Origin of the sequence: Novimethylophilus kurashikiensis (assembly GCF_003112435.1) — a bacterium.
GTDB classification, from domain to species: domain Bacteria; phylum Pseudomonadota; class Gammaproteobacteria; order Burkholderiales; family Methylophilaceae; genus Novimethylophilus; species Novimethylophilus kurashikiensis.
Genome location: NZ_BDOQ01000009.1, coordinates 105,274 through 121,768 on the forward strand (window position 1 = coordinate 105,274; position 16,495 = coordinate 121,768).

Annotated in this window: 16 protein-coding genes; 12 read left to right on the plus strand and 4 right to left on the minus strand. The window is 53.0% G+C overall.

Features of this window, described 5'->3' with window-relative positions; genetic code table 11:
• Nucleotides 1–3: 3 nt before the first annotated feature.
• Nucleotides 4–1,068: a tRNA epoxyqueuosine(34) reductase QueG gene (gene queG / locus NMK_RS11465; protein ID WP_109015889.1), complete on the minus strand. Its 1,065-nt coding sequence runs from the start codon at nt 1,066–1,068 to the stop codon at nt 4–6.
• Between queG and tsaE the strand changes: the two genes are divergently transcribed.
• The 3 genes from tsaE to NMK_RS11480 all read left to right on the plus strand — a co-directional run bounded on the left by tsaE (nt 1,063) and on the right by NMK_RS11480 (nt 5,914).
• Complete coding sequence (gene tsaE / locus NMK_RS11470; RefSeq protein WP_109015890.1) at nt 1,063–1,530, plus strand: tRNA (adenosine(37)-N6)-threonylcarbamoyltransferase complex ATPase subunit type 1 TsaE; 468 nt, start codon at nt 1,063–1,065, stop codon at nt 1,528–1,530. The two genes, queG and tsaE, sit on opposite strands and share 6 nt — an antisense overlap.
• Nucleotides 1,506–2,840, plus strand: a complete 1,335-nt coding sequence (locus tag NMK_RS11475) for an N-acetylmuramoyl-L-alanine amidase (RefSeq protein ID WP_109015891.1) — start codon at nt 1,506–1,508, stop codon at nt 2,838–2,840. Before tsaE ends, NMK_RS11475 begins: the two co-directional genes overlap by 25 nt.
• A gap of 167 nt (nt 2,841–3,007) precedes the next feature.
• Complete coding sequence (locus NMK_RS11480) at nt 3,008–5,914, plus strand: sensor domain-containing diguanylate cyclase (protein WP_109015892.1); 2,907 nt, start codon at nt 3,008–3,010, stop codon at nt 5,912–5,914.
• Nucleotides 5,915–5,948: 34 nt separating this feature from the next.
• On the opposite strand, the gene NMK_RS11485 is transcribed toward NMK_RS11480, so the two are convergent.
• A complete protein-coding gene (locus NMK_RS11485) occupies nt 5,949–6,851 on the minus strand; it encodes an HD domain-containing phosphohydrolase (RefSeq protein ID WP_227871459.1) in 903 nt (300 codons plus the stop codon).
• Nucleotides 6,852–7,046: 195 nt separating this feature from the next.
• Between NMK_RS11485 and NMK_RS11490 the strand changes: the two genes are divergently transcribed.
• The 4 genes from NMK_RS11490 to NMK_RS18995 all read left to right on the plus strand — a co-directional run bounded on the left by NMK_RS11490 (nt 7,047) and on the right by NMK_RS18995 (nt 10,882).
• Nucleotides 7,047–7,472 carry a c-type cytochrome gene (locus NMK_RS11490; RefSeq protein WP_109015893.1) on the plus strand — a complete coding sequence of 142 codons (426 nt, stop codon included), beginning with the start codon at nt 7,047–7,049 and terminating at the stop codon, nt 7,470–7,472.
• 24 nt (nt 7,473–7,496) lie between these two features.
• Nucleotides 7,497–8,870, plus strand: a complete 1,374-nt coding sequence (locus NMK_RS11495) for a cbb3-type cytochrome c oxidase subunit I (protein ID WP_109015894.1) — start codon at nt 7,497–7,499, stop codon at nt 8,868–8,870.
• A 488-nt stretch (nt 8,871–9,358) separates the two neighbouring features.
• Nucleotides 9,359–10,456 carry an acyltransferase family protein gene (locus tag NMK_RS11500; protein ID WP_109015895.1) on the plus strand — a complete coding sequence of 366 codons (1,098 nt, stop codon included), beginning with the start codon at nt 9,359–9,361 and terminating at the stop codon, nt 10,454–10,456.
• Between the two features lie 261 nt (nt 10,457–10,717).
• Nucleotides 10,718–10,882: a DUF455 family protein gene (locus NMK_RS18995; RefSeq protein ID WP_306419342.1), complete on the plus strand. Its 165-nt coding sequence runs from the start codon at nt 10,718–10,720 to the stop codon at nt 10,880–10,882.
• A 128-nt stretch (nt 10,883–11,010) separates the two neighbouring features.
• Here the strand turns inward: NMK_RS18995 and NMK_RS18310 are convergent, their stop codons facing one another.
• Nucleotides 11,011–11,409, minus strand: a complete 399-nt coding sequence (locus NMK_RS18310) for a hypothetical protein (RefSeq protein WP_146187185.1) — start codon at nt 11,407–11,409, stop codon at nt 11,011–11,013.
• A gap of 274 nt (nt 11,410–11,683) precedes the next feature.
• On the opposite strand from NMK_RS18310, the gene NMK_RS11510 reads away from it, so the two are divergent.
• The 4 genes from NMK_RS11510 to NMK_RS11525 all read left to right on the plus strand — a co-directional run bounded on the left by NMK_RS11510 (nt 11,684) and on the right by NMK_RS11525 (nt 15,204).
• Nucleotides 11,684–13,168, plus strand: coding sequence for a PAS domain-containing sensor histidine kinase (locus NMK_RS11510; protein ID WP_181376262.1), 1,485 nt, complete (start codon nt 11,684–11,686; stop codon nt 13,166–13,168).
• Nucleotides 13,165–13,773, plus strand: coding sequence for a response regulator transcription factor (locus tag NMK_RS11515; RefSeq protein ID WP_109015897.1), 609 nt, complete (start codon nt 13,165–13,167; stop codon nt 13,771–13,773). The genes NMK_RS11510 and NMK_RS11515 overlap by 4 nt, the downstream gene beginning before the upstream one ends.
• Nucleotides 13,774–13,885: 112 nt before the next feature.
• Entirely contained in the window at nt 13,886–14,512 is a 627-nt protein-coding gene (locus tag NMK_RS11520; RefSeq protein WP_109015898.1) for a nitroreductase family protein, read from the plus strand.
• 143 nt (nt 14,513–14,655) lie between these two features.
• Complete coding sequence (locus tag NMK_RS11525; protein WP_109015899.1) at nt 14,656–15,204, plus strand: HPF/RaiA family ribosome-associated protein; 549 nt, start codon at nt 14,656–14,658, stop codon at nt 15,202–15,204.
• Between the two features lie 67 nt (nt 15,205–15,271).
• On the opposite strand, the gene NMK_RS11530 is transcribed toward NMK_RS11525, so the two are convergent.
• Nucleotides 15,272–16,036 carry a protein-L-isoaspartate(D-aspartate) O-methyltransferase gene (locus tag NMK_RS11530; protein ID WP_109015900.1) on the minus strand — a complete coding sequence of 255 codons (765 nt, stop codon included), beginning with the start codon at nt 16,034–16,036 and terminating at the stop codon, nt 15,272–15,274.
• A 198-nt stretch (nt 16,037–16,234) separates the two neighbouring features.
• On the opposite strand from NMK_RS11530, the gene NMK_RS11535 reads away from it, so the two are divergent.
• On the plus strand, nt 16,235–16,459 hold the full coding sequence (locus NMK_RS11535; RefSeq protein ID WP_109015901.1) for a hypothetical protein: 225 nt from the start codon (nt 16,235–16,237) through the stop codon (nt 16,457–16,459).
• Nucleotides 16,460–16,495 lie beyond the last annotated feature (36 nt).

The following is a 16,495-nucleotide window of genomic DNA, read 5'->3' on the forward strand; positions in this document are numbered from 1 at the left end:
GGATTATTTGCTGCGTAGACGGGCCAAGGCCCAGCTTACGTGCTCCTGCACGAGCGGTGAAGGATGATCGGCGCGGCTTTCCAGCGCGGCAATGTTTTCCGGAGCCGTTTCTGCATTCCCCAAGGCTACGGCAATATTCCGCAGCCAGCGCTCATGTCCGATGCGGCGAATCGCGCTGCCGGCGGTCATGGTTTCAAAAGCCGACTGGTCCCAAGCAAACAGCTCCCGCAGCGAAGCTGCGTCAAGACCGTGCCGCGCCTGAAAATCGGGCTCGACAGAGAGCTGCGCAAACTTGTTCCAGGGGCAGCACAACTGGCAATCGTCGCAGCCGTAGATGCGGTTACCCATGAGCGGGCGCAGTTGTTCTGGAATACTTCCTTGTAGCTCGATGGTGAGGTAAGAAATGCAACGACGGGCATCGACCTGGTAGGGCGCTACGATGGCGCCTGTCGGGCAGGCGGTAATGCAAGCGGAGCAGGAGCCGCAATGGCTGGTCGTCGCTTCATCGGCAGGGAGCGGAAGATCGGTAAAGATTTCGCCCAGGAAAAACCAGGAGCCGGCATCCCGAGAAAGTAGCAATGTATGTTTTCCGCGCCAGCCGATGCCGGATTTTTCCGCAAGATGAACCTCGGCGACCGGTGCGCTATCGGTGAACACGCGGTAGCCGAATTCACCGACGCACTCGGCGATGCGGTCGCAAAGCTGCTGTAGGCGACTGCGTAATACCTTGTGATAATCCCGGCCCAGCGCATAGCGCGAGATAAAAGCGCGGCTGGCATCCTGCATCACGGTTTCGCTTGATTCGACCTGCTCTGGAAGATAATCCATCCGTGCCGTGATCACCCGACGCGTGCCGGGTACCAGTTCGGCGGGGCGCAGGCGTTTCAGCCCGTGCCGTGCCATATAATCCATCTCGCCATGGAAACCTTGCTCCAGCCAGGCCGTGAATTCCGGCTCTGCCTGGCTTAAGTCGGTGTCGCAAATGCCGATAGCTTGGAAGCCCAGCGCGTGACCCCAAGCCTTGATGTCTGAGGCAAGCTGAGAAAAATCGAAGGAATCGGATTGCATAACGACGATATTACACTAAGCCTGACTGACGAAGCCGCGACCCTGCAACTTGGTGCCAAGCTAGCAACGGCGCTGTTTCCAGGGCTGGTCGTGTGGTTGCGCGGAGACCTCGGCGCAGGCAAAACAACGCTTTCGCGCGGCTTGCTACGGGGGCTTGGTTTTGATGGAAAAGTGAAAAGCCCAACCTATACCTTGGTTGAATCTTATGTAATTTCTGGATTATACTTGTATCACTTTGATTTTTACCGATTTGTCGATCCAGACGAATGGGATGCGGCAGGGTTCCGCGATTACTTCAATCGTGAATCCGTTTGCCTGATCGAATGGCCTGAAAAGGCGCAAGACCTGTTGCCCGTTCCGGATCTGGAAATTCGCCTCGCAGTCGAAGGGGCAGGCCGGAAAGCCACGCTGACGGCCCATACGGAGCAAGGCAAAGCATGCTTAAAACAATTACCGCTCTGATTCTCTGGCTGCTTGCACTGACGGTGCAGGCAGCGCCTATCACTATTGCTTCCGCCCGCGTATGGCCTGGGGCGGATTACACTCGCATCACTTTCGAAAGCGCCGTGCCGCTCAGCCACAAGATGACGGTACTGCAAGACCCAGATCGTCTCGTGCTTGACCTGGAAAACGTGGAACTGGGCGCCACACTCAAAACGCTTTCCGACAAGGTGCAGGGCAACGATCCCTATATCAAGAAAATCCGTGCCGCGTATTTCAAGCCGGGCGTGGTGCGCGTCGTCGTCGATCTCAAGACGGAAACCAATCCCTCCTTCTTTGCGCTTAAGCCTGCCGGCGAATACAAGCATCGCCTAGTGCTCGATATTTACCCCAAGCAAGATCCGCTGATGGCGATGCTGGACCAGCGTGCCAAGGGCGATGCTGCACCGCAGGAAGAGCAGGGCGGTGGCGGCTGGTCGCCTTCGACCGATATCAAATCAGCCGAGGCCGCGCAAGCCGTCGAAAAGTCCATCAAGCCTGATAGCGCTCCTGCTGCGGCAGACAACACGCCCGACGCTGACGACAATAACAAGCCCTTGCCGAAGAATGGGGTGGATCGACTCATCACCATCGCCATCGATGCCGGCCACGGCGGTGAAGATTCCGGCGCGCACGGCGCCAGCGGTACTTACGAAAAAGACGTGACGCTGGCCATTGCCAAACGCTTGAAATCCCTGATCGATGCGGAACCCAACATGCGAGGCGTGCTGACTCGCGATGCCGACTATTTCATCCCGCTGCACGGCCGCGTGGTCAAAGCCCGCAAGCTGCAGGCCGATCTCTTCGTGTCCGTCCACGCCGACGCTTTCACGCGCCCCGATGCAAAAGGTTCCTCAGTCTTCGCCTTGTCCGAAAATGGCGCCACCAGTGCCATGGCGCGCTATCTTGCCAAAAAGGAAAACGAGTCCGACCTCATCGGCGGTGTCAATCTCGACGTCAAGGATCCGTACCTCGCCCGCACGCTGTTGGACCTTTCGCAAACGGCCACCATCAATGACAGTCTGAAGCTTGGCAAAGCCGTGCTGGGCCGCCTGGGAGAGATCAACAATCTGCATAAAGGCATGGTGGAGCAAGCCGGTTTTGCCGTGCTGAAATCGCCGGACATTCCCTCCATCCTGGTCGAAACCGCCTTCATCAGCAATCCGGAAGAAGAGCGCAAGCTCAACGACGATGCTTATCAAACCAAGCTTGCCACAGCCATCGTCACCGGCATCAAGAAATACTTCGCATCCAACCCGCCCTTGGCTCGTTCCAAGATGGCAATGCAATAAGTCATTGCCGTACTACGCGCGATGCAACCCATACCAGGGCATCGCGTGTATCTAACCCTTCCTCTACTTGCCGCATCCCTTCAATAAAGAATGGATGGCGGCTTACATATCCATAAGTAAATAGATATTATCCACTTTATAAATCACTTCTTTGAGGCATTTTCTTAATGCTAGACCCCAAAAATAGCCGGCTGGTCGTATTCATTTGCAGCGCCGCTATTTTGGTGATTTCAACACTCGTTCTATTCGGCTGGTTCCTTAGCTTACCCACGCTGATAAAAATTCAGCCCTATTGGGTGCCCATGGTTGTCAATACAGCCATTTGCTGCTGGCTGTGCGGCTTTGCACTTCTCTGCACCTTCTTTTTTCGAATCGACACTGCGCAACGCGTAAGCCGGTGGGTCAGCATTTCTGTATTGATATTAAGCACGCTTGCTCTGGCTGAAACACTGTTCGGCATCAACCTGTTTATCGATTTCCCTGAATTTCACCGATCGCTTCAGCCCGAATACTTACATCCCGGACGCATGGCGCCTAATACGACATTGGGTTTGATGATGTTCAGCCTGGGCCTGTGGGTTAAGAATGGTTCCGCCAGAAGCATCGACAAGGGAAATCAATATGTATTGATGATGGCTGCAGGAACGCTCGTCCTCGGGGCCATGGGCTTGATGGGATACCTGCTGAGCATAGAAGTCCTCTATGCATGGGCCGACGCCGTCCGTATGTCGTTGCCCACGGCGCTATGTATCGTTTTGCTCGGCATTGCATTGTCGAATTTGTCCTCCGGCTTAACCAGGGAGCAAACAAGCGATGCAGAAGTAACCAGGATCTATTACGCATCAGCCTTGGTGATTACCTTGATCTGCCTTACAGCAGGGCTGATGGGCTTCTTCATCCTTGCTGATCGAACCGAACAGCTCATTGCCGACAAATTGCTGCAACAGGCCAAGGACCGCATGTTTTTCTTTAATGTGAGTCTTTCGGCCCGATCAGAACGTGCCATCATCGTGAGCTACGATTCTCGTTTATCTTCGCCACTCAATCAGCTCAACCGCAATCAAGGCAGCATCGAGGCCCAGCAAGCATTGGTGCGGCTGTCTGAGCCGTTGAGGAAAAACGGATTTACTGCCATCGCCTTTGAAGATTTGCATGGGCAGGTTTGGCCTGGGTTGGGACAATTAAGACAAAAGATCGAATTCTCGGTGCCGTTCCACGGCAATTACTCGGGCGAGTTGCTTTGGGATAGCGGTTATGTGCTCCGCGCAAGAAACCCGATTTACGACATCAATAAAACAATCGTTGGCTACATGCTTACGGAGCAATCGCTCCACGCACTAGATCAACTGCGTACACAGGCGCTCGGGTTTGGAAAAACCAGTGATGTGGTGATTTGCAGTGCGGCAGGCGATTACCTGCATTGCTTCCCTTCGACCATCGAAAAACAGTCGTTCAAGGTCCCCAAGTTCTACAACAAGCAGCGGTTGCCCATGAGTTACGCCTTGGATCTGAACGAGACAGGCATCAAAACAACGCTGGATTACAGGGGCCACCGCGTATTGGCGGCCTTTGGCCCGATCGCCGATACAGGCCTGGGCATGGTCATCAAGCTGGATGTCGCTGAAATATACGCTCCCATCAAGCAGCAACTGGAAAAGGCTGTGGTATTGATTTTCGGCTTGCTCTTGCTGGGGCTATGGTTGATACATACGCATTTGCTGCCATTAATCAAGAATATCGATAGTGCCAGAGCGCAGGCAGAGCTTGAAAAAGCTCGATTTATCGCGGCCACCGAAGGTGGGCTGGATTGTTTTTATATTTTCGATGCAGTGCGCAATGCCGGAAGTGAAATCGTCGATTTTCGCTGCACCTTTATCAACGAACGAGGCAGCCGCCTTATTTCAAGGCCTCCAGGCGAGTTTGTGGGCAAGTTGTTGTGCGAAGAACTACCGCAACACCGCGCTTCGACGCATTTCGACCGGTTCAAAGAGGTGATCGAGAGTGGAGTTCCTTGCCATGACGAAGTGGAGTCGTTGAGCAGCCAGATTCATGCGATGTGGATCGCGCGCCAGATCGTCAAACTCGGCGATGGCATTGCCATTACCGCCCGCGATATTACAGAGCAAAAACGCATCGAATTCGCTTTACGAGAATCCGAGCGCATCCAGCATGCCATCATCGATAGCGTTTCCTACTCGATCATTGCCACGGATAAATATGGCATCATCATTTCGATGAACAAGGCCGCCGAGCGCATGCTGGGCTATGAGGCCGACGAACTGGTCGGCAAGCACACACCAGAACTCATCCACGACCAGGCAGAAGTCGTCAGTTATTCTGAACAATTGACCAAAGAGCTGGGGAGGATGATCGTTCCCGGTTTCGAAACCTTTGTTGCCAAAGCTGTCGGGGAGGTCTCCGACGAGCGGGAATGGACCTATATACGCAAGGACGGTAGCCGCTTTCCGGTCAAGCTCTCGGTGACAGAGTTGCGCGATATCAATAATTTTACTTGCGGCTATCTAGGCGTGGCCTACGACATCACCGAACAGAAACGCCTTGAAGATCACATGCGGCATCTGGCAATGCACGATGCCCTGACAGGCTTGCCGAATCGTGCCCTGTTCAGGGATCGCTTAGCGGTTGCGCTGGAACGGGCAAAGCGCGATAAGCAGCAAGTGGCAGTGGCCCTGGTCGATTTGGATTACTTCAAGCGAGTCAACGATACTTACGGGCATCAGGTCGGCGATGAATTACTCAAGAAAGTAGCCGATAGCCTGATGATGAATATTCGTCCTTCGGATACCGCTGCACGCCTCGGTGGAGACGAATTCGCACTGATACTACCCAATATTTCCCATCCGTCAGGCTCGAAGATCGTCCTTAACAAGATTTATAAATCGCTCGAGGCCCCCATTGTGATTGATGGGCACACGTTCCAAACGAGCCTCAGTATTGGCATTTCTTCCTACCCGGAAAACGGCGAGGAAGCCGAGATTCTCCTACGTCATGCGGACGAAGCCCTCTACGCCGCAAAAGCCGCTGGGCGAGGGCATTATCGGGTCTACAGTTAGGCCGGTCGCTGGCGGCTACTGATTCGTTTTGCGATTAAAGCACCGCCCGCGCAGCCTTGGCAGATTCCCTCACCAACCTGGCGATGAGTTCATCATCCGGCGTCGGCTCAAGCGCAGCCGCAGCCCCTTTGCCACCTGTCGGTGCAATCTGCAAATGCCCGCCGTCTTTTTCCAGCTTGTATTCCCCGCCGCAGGCGCGGCAGTAAACGATATCGTTCGTCCGAGCATCCCGAGTGACGACGACCGTCGGTCCGCACATCAAGCATTCCATGAGCGGGATACCTTCGTCGCTGTGGCCAACAATATGGTTGAGTTCTTCCGCATCTCCCAGCAAAGTGAATAGCTCACCGAACTCGCCGTCGAACTGGCGGCCGAGATTCTCGCGGATGATGCCCATGGCTTTTTCCACCGGCATACCTTTGCGGTAGGGGCGGGTGCTGGTCATGGCGTCGAAGGCATCGCAAATGCCTATGATGCGGGCTACGTCGGGAATTTGCTCCTGCTTCAAGCCCAAGGGATATCCCCGTCCATCGGGCGTTTCGTGGTGCCCGTAAACCGCATCCATGGCCAGAGCGGCGAGGGGATGGCCGCTCAATAGGCGCTTACCGACTTCCGGATGCGTTTTGATGACCTCGTATTCTTCGTCGGTCAACCGATCCTTCTTGCCCAGAATGGCATCAGGAATACCGACTTTCCCAAGATCATGCAGAAAACCGCCGATGGCGATGCGCGAAACATCCAGCTCAGCTAAATCCGCATGCTGCGCCAGCATCCGTGAAAAACGCGAGACGCGCCACAAATGGCCTCCCGTGTAGGGATCGCGCGCCTCCACCACCCATGCCATGGTCATCAAGCTGGCCAGCAGTTTTTCTTCGGAAACTTGCGATGCCTGCGGTTCGATAAAGCGTAGGCGGAAAAAGTCGAGCATCCCCATCATTGTTCTTTCTAGTCGTTGGTTGGTTTGAACGTTAGTCGCGGTTTTGCGCTTGCCCTTACATGGTAATGGCAATGACTGTTTTTAGGATATCGGTGTGAACCATGAAAATTTCCGGACTTGATGCGCGTCAAGGATAAGCGCATTCGCTATCGCTAGACTCCGTTACGTCTTTCCAATATCAAAAGGAGAAATGTAATGAGCACGACTTTCACAAAGTCGATGGCGCGCAACGTGTTTTATGGGGGATCGGTATTCTTCTTCCTGCTGTTCGTTGCGCTCACCCTCGACACCAATCAGACGCTACCCAAGCGCGACAACAGCCAGAACATCACGCCGTCGGTCGCGCATGGCAAAAAGCTCTGGGAGACCAACGACTGCATCGGCTGCCATACGCTGCTGGGCGAGGGTGCTTATTTCGCGCCCGAACTCGGTAACGTCTACAAACGCCGCGGGCCGGACTTCATCAAGGCCTGGATCAAGTCGCAGCCCACCGGCACCCCTGGCCGCCGCCAAATGCCGCAATTCAATTTCACCGATCAAGAGTTGGACGACCTGGTGCAGTTTCTGAAATACACCTCGGAAATCAACACCAACAAGTGGCCGCCCAACATCGAAGGCTAACCGTCATTACCAGGAGAAAAAGTGATGCAATATAAATCTCAGGCTGTGGCGAAGCCTTATTTCATCGCCGCGATTGCCCTGTTTATCGGGCAGATCGTGTTCGGGCTCATCATGGGGCTGCAATATGTCATGGGGGATTTCCTGTTCCCCGCGATTCCCTTCAACGTCGCTCGTATGGTGCATACCAATCTGCTCATTGTATGGCTGCTGTTCGGCTTTATGGGCGCCTCGTATTACCTCGTGCCGGAGGAAACCGAAACCGAGCTATTCAGTCCCAAACTCGCCATCGCGATGTTTTGGGTATTCCTGGTCGCAGGTGCGCTGACCATCCTTGGTTATTTGTTGGTGCCCTACGCGGCGCTCGCCAAGATGACGGGCAACGACATCCTCGCCACCATGGGACGGGAATTTCTCGAACAACCGCTACCAACCAAGCTCGGTATCGTGGTCGTGGCGCTGGCCTTCCTGTTCAACATCACCATGACGCTGCTCAAGGGCCGCAAGACCGCGATCAGCCTGGTGTTGGTGTTGGGCTTGCTCGGGCTCGCGGTGTTCTTCCTGTTCTCGTTCTATAACCCGACCAACCTGGTGAAGGACAAGTACTACTGGTGGTGGGTGGTTCACCTTTGGGTGGAAGGCGTGTGGGAACTTATCCTCGGTTCCATCCTGGCGTTCGTGCTCATCAAGGTGACGGGCGTAGACCGCGAAGTGATCGAAAAATGGCTCTACGTCATCATTACGATGACTTTGGTGACGGGCATCATCGGTACCGGCCACCACTACTACTGGATCGGCGCGCCGGAATACTGGAAGTGGTGGGGTTCGATCTTCTCCGCGCTGGAGCCGATCCCGTTCTTCATGATGACCGTATTCGCCTTCAACATGGTCAACCGTCGCCGCCGCGAACATCCCAACAAGGCTGCCACGCTGTGGGCCTTGGGCACCGGCGTGATGGCTTTCCTCGGCGCAGGCCTGTGGGGCTTTCTGCACACGCTGGCCCCGGTCAACTACTACACCCACGGCACGCAGATTACTGCGGCCCACGGCCACCTCGCGTTCTACGGTGCCTATGTGGCCGTGGTGCTCACCATCATCTCCTACGCCATGCCCATCCTGCGAGGCCGGGCAGCCAATTCGGAAAAGGCGCAAGTGATGGAAATGTGGTCGTTCTGGCTCATGAGCATCTCGATCTTCATGATCACGCTGTTCCTGACCGGCGCAGGCATCCTGCAAGTCTGGCTGCAGCGGATTTCGGAAACACCGATGGGCTTCATGGCGGTGCAAGACCAGATTTCGCTGTTCTACTGGTTGCGTGAATTGACTGGTGTGGTGTTCTTGATTGGCTTGGTGGTGTATGTGTGCAGTTTCTTTGTGAAGGGGGAGACCAAGGCTGCATAGCAGTTACAAGAGACGTTGCCATTGGGGAAGCGAAGTTTGCTTCCCCTTTTTTATTATGATGGATGGCGTCTGTAGACCCTAATGCCGTCATTCCGGTGTAGACCGGAATTCAGGGATTTGAATTTAAATGATCTAAAACTGCCGGTCTCGGCCGATAGCCGATTTACTTTTGATTGCTTGTTCAAACGAAAGCAACCTCGATTTGTCAGGCGCTAAGGCCTGCAGGCCTGCAAAAGCCGCAATGATCTTACTGCGAATAATCGCTGGTACATAATTGGAGCTGCTGCCGGTTTCAATGGCACTGAGTATAGTTGCGTCCAATGAAATCGGAGGGAGTAAATGGTACGCAGGAGTTTCAGCCGAGAGTACAAGCTTGAGGCTGTAAAGCTGATTCAGGATCGGGAGGTGACGGTGGTACTATTACGAGGATCTGCCCCACTCTACAAGGGCCAACTTAAGAACAAGTAACAAAAAATGGGTAGCGGTAAATGGAATTAAAAGTTTTTAGAGAGTTATTTGCACGACTTAAAAAATCTTGGCTTTTAGTAAGTACAGGTGAGCGTGATCACCTGCTTGACTTTTCAAAAGGCATTGCAATTATTTTAGTCGTTGTAGGACACACTATTCAGGGACAATCACAAGACTTTGATAACGCTTATGGATTTAGATTTATCTACTCATTCCACATGCCATTGTTTGCATTATTGGCTGGCGCTTCTGCAGCATTCTGGATTAAAAAATATAGTGTAATAGAGTCAGTAAAAGATTTAATTACATTCTCAATTATTAGGATTAAGAAATCTGCAGAATATCTACTGATCCCATTTTTTTCATGGACTTTTCTTGGCTATTGGTTATCAAGAAACCCAGAGCCTATTAAAGACTATACGTGGAAGGTTATCAATCATCCAGATTATTCTCTTTGGTTTCTTCCTTGTATTTTTTGGTGCACCACTTACGCCGTAATCTTCATGCTGGCCATATCCACTGCAAAAATAAAATTCAAGGCAACCCGTGTTGAAAAAAATTCACAATGTCTCCAATCACCAATCGCCATAGCATTGCTGATGTTTTTAGCGTGGAAACTGGTCTCTCACAAGCTGCCAAGCTGGGGAGGTTTGGCTTTTACCAATCACTTTCATGGGGGACTTTTTGTCTTCTTTCTAATTGGTTTAGCTTTTTTTAATCAATTTGCAAATGCCAAAATAATATGGTTAAGAGTTGTGCCTTATATTATATTTTTCAGCCTGGTTTCATTCTGGCACCGAACTCAGCCCCATAACATCATTGAACATGCTCCTGAAATATTAAGCGGAACGTGGTTTAGCAAATATTACGCACTAATTGTTGCAGTCACTGGGTCTTTTGTTTTTGTTGATATAGCTAAAATATTAAGCTCATTAAAATTTGGCGCGATTAATTTTTTGTTGGGTTACATTGGCAGTGCTTCACTCGGTATCTATGCTGTTCATTTTTATTTTTTAGGCTATACCCCACCGATAATTGCTCCCATTGCAATTAGTTTGCTGGTTTGGCAAATGTTGTCGATCACTCCGATATTTGGAAAATTGCTCTTCGGAAAGTGAGTTTAATTTTTATTGGGTGTAATTTTTTTAATTGTCTTACAGTTAGATTTATGCGACCTGTAAACACACTCATTGAAACTCCTTGAGAGAGACCATGAGATTAATCTCGATATCCAAAGCCATTCATTTAGGATGTAATTGGTAATAGGTTGCCGTTAGCAACGCAGAGAAAAGCGGGAATTAAATGTTTGTATGCTATCAAGTTCACCGCCTTTGATTGCCCGTCTAAATTTTTTAGCGACATTTGTTTAAATCATCAATCTGGCATCATATGCTGTCTGGTGCTTTATTGGGATGCCGCAATCCTACTACCTCGATTGGCTGAAAGTAGCGGAGGAAAAAGCACTGCATTTCTTCTTGCTTTCAACGCATTTGCAAAGGCTGGAATGCAGCTATGGAGATATTTCCGCACACAACGGTTTATGAGATATGGCAGATAACACCCGCCATGACTTGCTGGCACGGCTCGCCTTGGTGCTGAGGACATTGGAAGCGCGGAGCCTGGACGCATTCTTGCGGAATGAAATCTCCCATTTGGAGGTTGGTAAAATGCCTCAGGATAAAACGGGGCGCAGAATGACCCGTAAATAATCGTTCCCCGAAGTCTCCACATTGTTGATGTACATCTCGCTTTCCATGTGTTGGCCATCCGGGCAGAGGACTTCGAAGCGATGGCCGATGTGAGATAGAAATTGCAGGCGGGGGTTGATGCGCTTGCCATCCGTCAGCTGGATGTTCTCCAACTGGGGAAGCAGCATTGAGATATGGTGCCAGATTAATCGACTAGAGGGGTAACCCAATACCTGGCGACTGGTCTTGCTGCATTCTCGGATCATGCCTTTGTTGTTCAGCATGAGTACTACGGAGTCCTGGGGAGGATCCACCGATTCGCCTCTGGAGGCAGATACGTGATGTTCAGGACGACCAGAAGATTTCGGTAGTATTGGAATCATGGCTCCTCCACTTTGGTTTTCTATCATTAAGATTCGTTTTACAAAGTCTTCAAACAGCTAATAAATAACCTCCGCCGACGCTTTCAGCATCGAACTTTTCGCTTATCTGCAGTTGATATTGGCATCTTAACGACATGACCGATTCCGCAGCATTCGGGCTAACACGTATAAGGGTTAGCCCTTATGTCTTCACGAATCCTTACAGAATGTAGGAATATACTTATACATGGTGTAATCTTCTATTTCCTATTAGAAAAACGTGCAGGATGAGCCTTTGATTAGACGTCTCGACCATCTGAGCTTTCATGCGCTCTTCAACATCGCGGCAGATGCGTTGCTGCTTGTGGATGCCGAGGGAAAAATCCTGGTTTCCAATCCTTCTGCGCAGGCATTCTTAGGCTATTCCCCCGAAGAAATGCAGCACATGTGTGTCGAGCAATTGATTCCTGAGCGCCTTAGGGATCGGCATGTGCATTACCGTCAGCACTATTTGGCAAAGCCGGAGAAACGCACCATGGGGCAAGGCGCTGATTTGCTGGCGTTGGCGCGGGATGGAAGGGAATTACCGGTAGACATCGGCTTGAGCCCTATCATGGTGGAGGGCGAACGATATGTCCTGATTACCTTCATCGATGCCTTGGAACGCCGTCGGGCGCAAGCTGCGCTTCGCGAGAGCGAAGAGCGGCTGAGATTGGCCAAGCGAGCGGCTGGATTGGGCGTCTTCGACCGCGATTTGCTGCGCGATACTGTCACCTTGGATGCACGAGCCCGAGAAATCCTTGGTTTGGAAGAAGATGCTGTGGTGACGCCAGAGCAACTGATGGCGCAAGTGCACCCCGAAGACGATGCGCTGCGCCGCTCCGCGCTCAAGCAAGCAATGAATCCGCATGGTACGGGCGAGTACTACCTGGAATATCGCAACAGTCAGTCTAGCGCTCCCGAGCGTTGGGTTGCAGCAAGCGGACAGGTGTTTTTCGAAGATGATGAGCCTGTGCGTATCGTCGGTACTTTGCAGGATATTACCGAACGAAAAGCCATGAAGCAGGCTTTCCGCGATCATCAGGCAGACATCGATGCCGCCTTGAAACGTCAGGCGGCGTCACAAACCGCCTCAGCCATGGCGCATGAGCTCAACCAGCCGCTCGCCGCGCTTTCTGCCTATAGTGAAGTGGCGTTACACGAATTGGAAAAGACGGCCTGTTCCGATCAATTGAAGCGAGCGTTGCAAGGGTGCATCGAGCAGTCGCATCGCGCTGGCCGTACCCTACACGAGTTACTGGAATACCTGCACGAGGGGGAGCCGGGGCTGGAAGCCATCGATCTCAACGTTCTCGTACGCGAAACCCTCACGTTAGCCCGCGCCGAAGGTCTGATCCAATTTAATTCCGTCCTGGAACCTTATCTGCACTTACCCTTGGTCCAGGGCAATCGACTGCAGTTGCAGAAAGTCATCGCCAACCTCATCCGCAATGGGCTGGAGGCTATGCGAGATGCTGGTGTGGAGAACCCGACGATCACGATCCGCACCTCACAGAAGGGGAACAAGGCGATGGTCACTGTCCAGGACAGCGGGCCGGGATTTCATCCCGATACCGCTACACGTATCTTCGAACCGTTTTTCACAACTAAATCGCGCGGGATGGGCATGGGGCTATCGATTAGCCGAGCCTTGGTCGAGGCCGGTGGCGGTTTACTTTGGGCCGATCCCGAAGCGGGACCCGGCGCGACCTTTCACTTTACCTTGCCGCTCGCCTCATGATGGATGCCGTCTATATCATCGACGACGATCCCGCCGTGCGGGATTCGCTCGCACTCATGATCTCGCAGGAGGGATTGATCGTTGAAGCCTTCGAGCGTGCCGAGGACTTTCTGAACTTCGTACCTCAGCATTGCCGGGGATGTGCAATTGTCGATATTTACATGCCTACGATGGACGGCATGGCATTGCAGGAGTCCTTGCTGGAACGGCAGGTGACTCTCCCCATCATTTTCCTGACCGGTCATGGCGAGATTCCGATGAGCGTACGTGCTATCAAGGCCGGTGCGGTAGACTTTCTAACCAAGCCGATTACTCGCGAACGGCTCATGTCAAGCATACGTACCGCACTCATGCTGAGCGAAAAGGTATACGACCAAGCCATGAAAGCCGAAACAACGCGCCACCGCCTCGACGATCTGACCGAGCGCGAGCGTGAAGTCATGTCGCTAGCGATCCTCGGACAATCCAACAAGGAAATCGCGCGACACCTCGGCATCAGCCATCGCACGGTGGAAATCCACAAGGCCAAGATCATGCACAAGACCGGTGCCACGAATCTGCTTGAATTAGCGCGTCTTGCCCAGGAGGGCGGTATCGTTCCCTAGATTCTTGTCTTGTATGCATCCTGCATACGTGCTCGCCCTCATTACGGGATTTCGGTGATTACTGCTACCTTAAGTTCACCTGATTTAATGTCGTAGCGGCGGAAATTCAAAAATGCATATGCCGGAAGTCGAGAAGAATGCGCTTGAGGTCATCCTGGCCCGGCGCTCGGTGCGACGGTTTACAAAACAGGAAGTCGACCGGGAGACGGTAAAACTGTTGTTGGAGGCGGCAGTTCGGGCACCCACTGCCGAGCATCGCGAACCTTGGGCATTTGTCGTCGTGCAAGATCCCAAGCTGCTGTTGGGTCTTTCCGAGATCGCAAAACCGCTGGTAGCCGAAGAGGTGCGCGGATTTCGGCTTGAACGTACCCAGCACATCGTGGATATGGTCCTGCGGCCCGATTTCAACATTTTCTACGACGCTCACACCCTGATCGTCATTTGTGCACGCAACAACGGGCAGTTCAGCGAGGCCGATTGCTGGCTGGCAGCTGAGAATCTCATGCTTGCCGCTTGTGCTGTCGGTCTGGGATCGTGCGTCATCGGCTCGGTCTTGCCTGCGCTTAATACTGTCGAAATCAAGTCCAGGCTCAACATCAGCTACGAATTTCGTCCGGTGGCGCCTATCATCGTGGGTTATCCGCAAGACAAGGTCGCGCCGACCACAAGAAAAGAACCGCAAATACTCAGTTACGTCTCCGCCCCGTCCGTCAGGAAGACCAGCATCCTAGACGCTTGAGGGTCTCCAAGCAGGAGGACATGCAATGCGATAGCGACTTTCAGCTTTGCCATGGCCGAAACACGGCTGTTTCCCCAGACGCCTCGAGGCTGATTCAATCATGCCCGATCTACCAAAAAGCCCTGACATCGACGGAGCCGATCATGCAGATTCCATTGCAAATCACCATACGCGATATCCCGCCTTCACAAGCGCTGGAGGCCAACATTCGCGAGAAAGTCGCCAAACTGGGAAGTCTTTACGACCACATCCTCTCTTGCCGCGTCGTCGTGGAAATGCCGCACAAGCATCATCACCAGGGCAAACATTTCAACGTCCGTCTCGACCTCGGCATGCCGGGACGCGCTATTGTGGTCAATCGCGACCATCACGAGGATGTCTACGTTGCTTTACGTGATGCTTTCGATGCCGCCCGTCGTCAGGTGCAAAGCTGCTGGGAACGGCTTCGGCGTACCACCAAGAGCCATGTCCTTGAATACATTGGTGCCGTGTCTGAGATCAATCACATCGATGGTTTCGGCTTCATCGTTCGCCCCGACGACGGCACGCGCCTGTATTTTCACCGGGACAATGTCATCGCCCCGCATTTCAGCCATCTCAAGCCGGGAGACGAAGTGAAGTTCATCGAGAGCACGGCAATCGCCGCACCTCAAGCCAAGCGCGTCAGCGTGGGCAAGCATCGATTGATGTGAAAAAGACCCCATGCCAGCCGGTTTGCGCCTGCGCTGGCATGGCGGGGGGAAGCGTCGTCCTCTCGGACTAGCTCATATTGATACCCATCAATGCCGGAAACGTGACCGGCAATATGGCTTTCTCGGTGACACGTCCAGCGGAGTCTCGCGTGATTTCCAGCAATTCCTGCCCGGTATGCAATGCCGAGACGGGAATCACCATGGTTCCGCACGGCTTGAGCTGATTAATGAGCGCTTCCGGCACATGATCGATCGCACCAGTCACGATGATGCCGTCGAATTGAACGGGCTCCGGCCAGCCTTCGCAACCGTTACCTGTCCTGATCTCGATATTCTTGAGCCCGAGGCTGTGCAGCCTGCGGCGCGCGTTTTCTGCCAGTGGGGCGATAATTTCCATCGAGCAAACGTGCTTAGCAAGTGTGGCAAGCAAGGCCGTCTGGTAACCCGAACCGGTGCCGACTTCCAACACTGTTGCATTCGGATGTGGATCGACGAGATCGGTCATCAGTGCCACCAGGTTGGGCTGGGTAAGACTCTGGCCGTAGCCGATAGGCAGGGCGCAGTTGGCATAGGCGCTACGCTTTAGTTCGAACGGCACGAAATCTTCGCGGTGCATGCGGTGCATGGCTTCCAGCACTTTCTTCCCCGGGAGGGCGCGGCCGGTCAGATGTCGCACACTGCGTAAATCCTCGGCGATATCTTCCATCAACCACCGCATCTGGCGCTCCGCATCGCCGCTCCAGTTCTGGTAGCGCGACTGTAGCCACACGGCCTCTTCGCGTATGTGTTTGGATGGCGGGTTTTGGAAATTCAGAAGCTCGATCTGGTTCATCGGATGCAGCCTCCCACAGATTCGATTGTGCTTGTTCGATGGCAAGCAATTCAGTTCGCGAACATTACAGTCGCATATGTCCGTTCCATTTCGCCATAAGGGGGATTACTTACGCGTTCGAACGGATTTAATTCGTATTTACATGGTCATACACTTACTCCCAATGTTGTCCTTATTGCGCAAAAAGGAGTCAAGAGCATGCAAATGGAGACACGTCAGAAAAGTATGGCAACGGCCGCACGCGGCATTCTCGAATTGGCGCGGCGTTACGGCAAGGTGAAATCCATTGAGGAAGGTGCGACGCCCCGTAGCGGCAAGCACAACTACCTCATCACTTATGCCAGGGAAGACGAAGCCGAAAAGGCATCCGCAGGGCTTAGAGGCAAGCACTGGGGCGTTTACGTTGTCCTGACCGGGCGTTAATTGAAACCTCTCTCAAGTTCTGTTCCCGTAGCAAGC